We start from the raw sequence: 3736 nt of genomic DNA on the forward strand, positions 1-3736 counted from the left end.
AAGTAACAACACTTCCAATACCTTTTGATTAAGGGGGAAAAGTTATAATTCCTTTCCGCCGCAGACAAAGTAAATTGTGGACTAATCAGAAAAGTATTGATTATACTCCTATTTTAAAGACACTCTTCTTATTCTAAATCTGTAACTTAATCTATTTTTATTTACATTCTGCATCTATCATTTGATAGAAAGAAATTACATAGTTTAATCCTAGCTAAAACCTCAAATTACCATTAGAATTTGGCTATACAAATCAGATTTAAATCTTGTTACAGCAGAAGGCAGGAGGTGAAACACCGTTGCTGCTTGAGTTTTGGTTCTCAGTTTGTACCTCCTAACTACGCTGTAGGTATGCTTAAACTCTCATCAATGTCAGCCAAATTTTTGGCTAATCTGGATTTTCAAAGATTCAATAATCATACAGAATTGGTATAAATCTAGTACAGCACGGCACAAGTGAACTTCAGATAACTGAAAAGCTCAATGCCGTATTCATTTTGACTTTTGCACTGCGGTACTAATCTTATAAAAAGCTTGTGAATATAATAATATGGCATCCTTATTCTTAGGAAAACTGACTAACTTCATCACCACAGGAGAGCCTGTGATTATTTGTGAATCTCCTGTACAAGAAAGATATCGAATGCTCCGCTCTCTTTGCCAGTATTGCTCAAAAATAGGCATTAAGTGCTACTTGTGGAATTTAGGACAAGAGATAATTAAGGAAATTGAATGCTTTGATAATGTGCATCTAACTTTTGAAGATTTTGATGAATATACTCCGAAACCAATAAAGGAAGTAAAAGACCAATTTAGTATTTTTAAATTTTGGGAATGTTTTCAGGGCGAAGGAGTATTAATCATCGAGAATCTATACCCCTGGATTAGTGCTAATGTAGCCCAAGAAACACAGTTTTTCTTGATATCTGAATGGATGAAATCAAAGTTGCTCAATCTTTCCTTCTCTCAATCTGCTGTTGGTAAAATCAAATGTGCTATTCTTTTAGGTTCTCAAGCTAACTTACACCCAGAACTTGCTGCTCAAATCCCTGTAGTTACTCAAGAATTACCTAATATTTCAGAAATTACTGCAAGCCTTAATGAGGAAGCAGAGGAAATTTTACCATCAACTTTGAGCGGAATGGACAAAATTATAATTGTCCGTAGTGGGATTGGACTATATATTTCGGATTTAATTAAAGGGCTAAAATCAATTCATTCTCATGATAAAAGTGCAGAAGCAATAGCCCAAGAACTACTCCAATATAAAATCAATTTGCTCAACAGACTTTATGGAATTGAGTTTATTCCTACTCCCCAAGTTCCCTTGGGAGGATTGGATTTGATGCAGGAGGCTTTTAAGAAATTCAAAAGACTATTTAGTCCCCTTGCCAAAGCCTACAAACTCAGAGTTCCTAAAGGTATAATGCTGGTAGGTCCACCAGGTACGGGTAAATCACATTCTGCTAAAGTATGCTCTCAAATTTTAGGTGTTCCCTTGATTTTAGTAGATTGGGGTAATTTGAGAAGCTATGGTAATGAAGCAGAAAAAAGACTGAAACAATTACTAAATTTAGTAGACTGTTTGAATGAAGTTGTTATTTATTTTGATGACTTTGATAAGGGATTCGCTGGAGATGATGATATAGCTAGAAGGTTAGCAGGACAGTTACTCACTTGGATGCAAGAACGTACCAGTGATGTTATTGTAATCGCTAGTGTTAATCGTTTAGAATGGCTACCACCAGAATTAACTAGGGCAGGAAGATTTGATTACATTTATAAAGTAGACTTGCCTAATTATGGAGAAAGACACAATATTTTTAAACTCCACTGTGCTAGATTTGACGATAGGTTTAGTGGTGATGTTTCTGGTAAAATTGACCCTTATAGTCAAGAGGAATGGCGACGACTGTTGAAAGAAACTAATCGTTGTGTAGGTGCAGAAATCCAAACTATTGTTGAGAGGGCTGCGGCTACTACTTTCTGTCAAATGTTTCCAGAAGATATACCTGTTTCTAGCAATGGTAAACTACCAGCATTGGAGATTTCAGTGGCGACGTTGTTAGCAGAACGTCAGCAAATTAATCCGTTAGCTATTAGAGAAGCAGATAAGGTAGAAAGTATGAGGAACAAAGCAGAACTTCAGGGTTTACCATCTTCGACTGTAGATTCATCGGAGTACGCAATTGGTAATATAGATATATTTGGTGGGTGAAATTATTAATAAGGAAATAAATTGCTATGGTTCAAACAATACAGGCTAAAGACATCACATTGCTGGAATTAGAGACAGAATTTCAACTTCAATTAGTTGAAGATGAGCAATTTTTTACAGAATTGTTTGGTGACTTGCCAGAAATTACACAATTAGAAAAACAACAACTTGATAGAGTTAAGGCCAGTTATGCCAATTTGCTTAAGTACCCACCTCTACTTGAAAATACTGTAAAAATGGTGGTGTTGTCTCCCCTGTTAGATTTAGCAGACTTTTATCTATCTCCATTTCATGTTAAATCAGAAAAATCTGTAGAAATTGCTGCTGAAGATGCTGGTGTTACGGTTAAAGGACAGATTGATGTCTTAGTTTTGTTTGAACAGCTAGTAGTAGTAGTGATTGAATCTAAACAAGCAGCTTTTTCTGTGGAAGTAGGTAAAGCCCAGATTCTTGCTTATATGTTGGCAATTTCTAAACCCGACAAAGCAATATATGGACTAATTACTAATGGTGGTAGTTTCATCTTCGTCAAGTTGATTAATGAAAACATACCAAAGTATGGTTTTTCTCGCTTGTTTTATATTTTCAATCCGGGCAATGAGTTGTATACAGTTTTGTCAGTGTTGAAAAGCTTAGGTCAACTAGCAAGAAATATTCATAATATAAAAGTATTATAAAAGTTCATCCAATATGAAGTTTAACTAAAATTTATGGTTCAAATTATTGAGGAAATACTGGGTAATGCAATTACTGAATATACTCCTAATGCAATTAAGTTTCGGGATTTATCATTGGAAACATTGAAACAGATTGTTAAAGATGGTTACACTACAACATCTGCAAGTTTTAATGCTGCTCCAACAGTAGGTTTATTTATTGAATTTGGACAGCGTTGCCAAGAAAAAGGATTAATAGCAAATTTTGATGGAGTAGCATTTACTAAGACAGAAAAACCAGATTTAGTTATTGATGCGATTACAGTCATCGGTGTAGAAGACTTAGATTTTGTCGGTGAATTTGTTAAATTCGTTTGGGGATGTGATGAGTTAGAAATAAATTCTCAAAAGTTATATGCTTGGTGGGATTAACCATTAAACATAACTGTGTCAAAGAGTCAAGTAAAAGTAAGAGAATCAAAGGATTTTTTTTACAAAAAAAAAGGTAACAGAAAGTGTCCTATTTCCTAAAACTTTAGTTCTGAGTTTAAAGCTCAGTCAAAAAAAAGATGTTTTTAAAAGATACGTAGCACGAAGTAAAGAGTGTCTTTATTTCAATCTCATGTTTCTAAACATGGGTTTTTCCTGTTAAGAGTTCCCCGTTCCCTGTTGCCTCTGAATAAGCTATAGCTGCAAGTGAACATCAACTTTATGTTTATACGGTAAATCAAGAACTGGGTGACTGGAACAACCTGATGGGAGGAAATGTCAAAATTACTTGCTATATAAAACAATCACTCAATTTTTAAATTCCCAAATTTAGGACTCCACCATCCTTTAGGTGTATGAAAATAAGCCACAT

General features: G+C 34.6%; 3 protein-coding genes. All 3 read left to right on the forward strand.

Annotation, left to right across the window (positions count from 1 at the left end):
• The first annotated feature begins 550 nt into the window (after positions 1–550).
• Genes VB713_RS28130 through VB713_RS28140 form a run of 3 tightly spaced genes read left to right on the forward strand, consistent with a single transcriptional unit; the run spans position 551 to position 3306 of the window.
• Entirely contained in the window at positions 551–2218 is a 1668-nt protein-coding gene (locus tag VB713_RS28130; RefSeq protein ID WP_323314775.1) for an ATP-binding protein, read from the forward strand.
• A 26-nt stretch (positions 2219–2244) separates the two neighbouring features.
• A complete protein-coding gene (locus tag VB713_RS28135) occupies positions 2245–2895 on the forward strand; it encodes a restriction endonuclease subunit R (protein WP_323314776.1) in 651 nt (216 codons plus the stop codon).
• A gap of 33 nt (positions 2896–2928) precedes the next feature.
• Positions 2929–3306 carry a hypothetical protein gene (locus VB713_RS28140; RefSeq protein WP_323314777.1) on the forward strand — a complete coding sequence of 126 codons (378 nt, stop codon included), beginning with the start codon at positions 2929–2931 and terminating at the stop codon, positions 3304–3306.
• Positions 3307–3736 lie beyond the last annotated feature (430 nt).

Origin of the sequence: Anabaena cylindrica UHCC 0172, from assembly GCF_034931625.1 — a bacterium.
Lineage (GTDB): Bacteria > Cyanobacteriota > Cyanobacteriia > Cyanobacteriales > Nostocaceae > Anabaena > Anabaena cylindrica_A.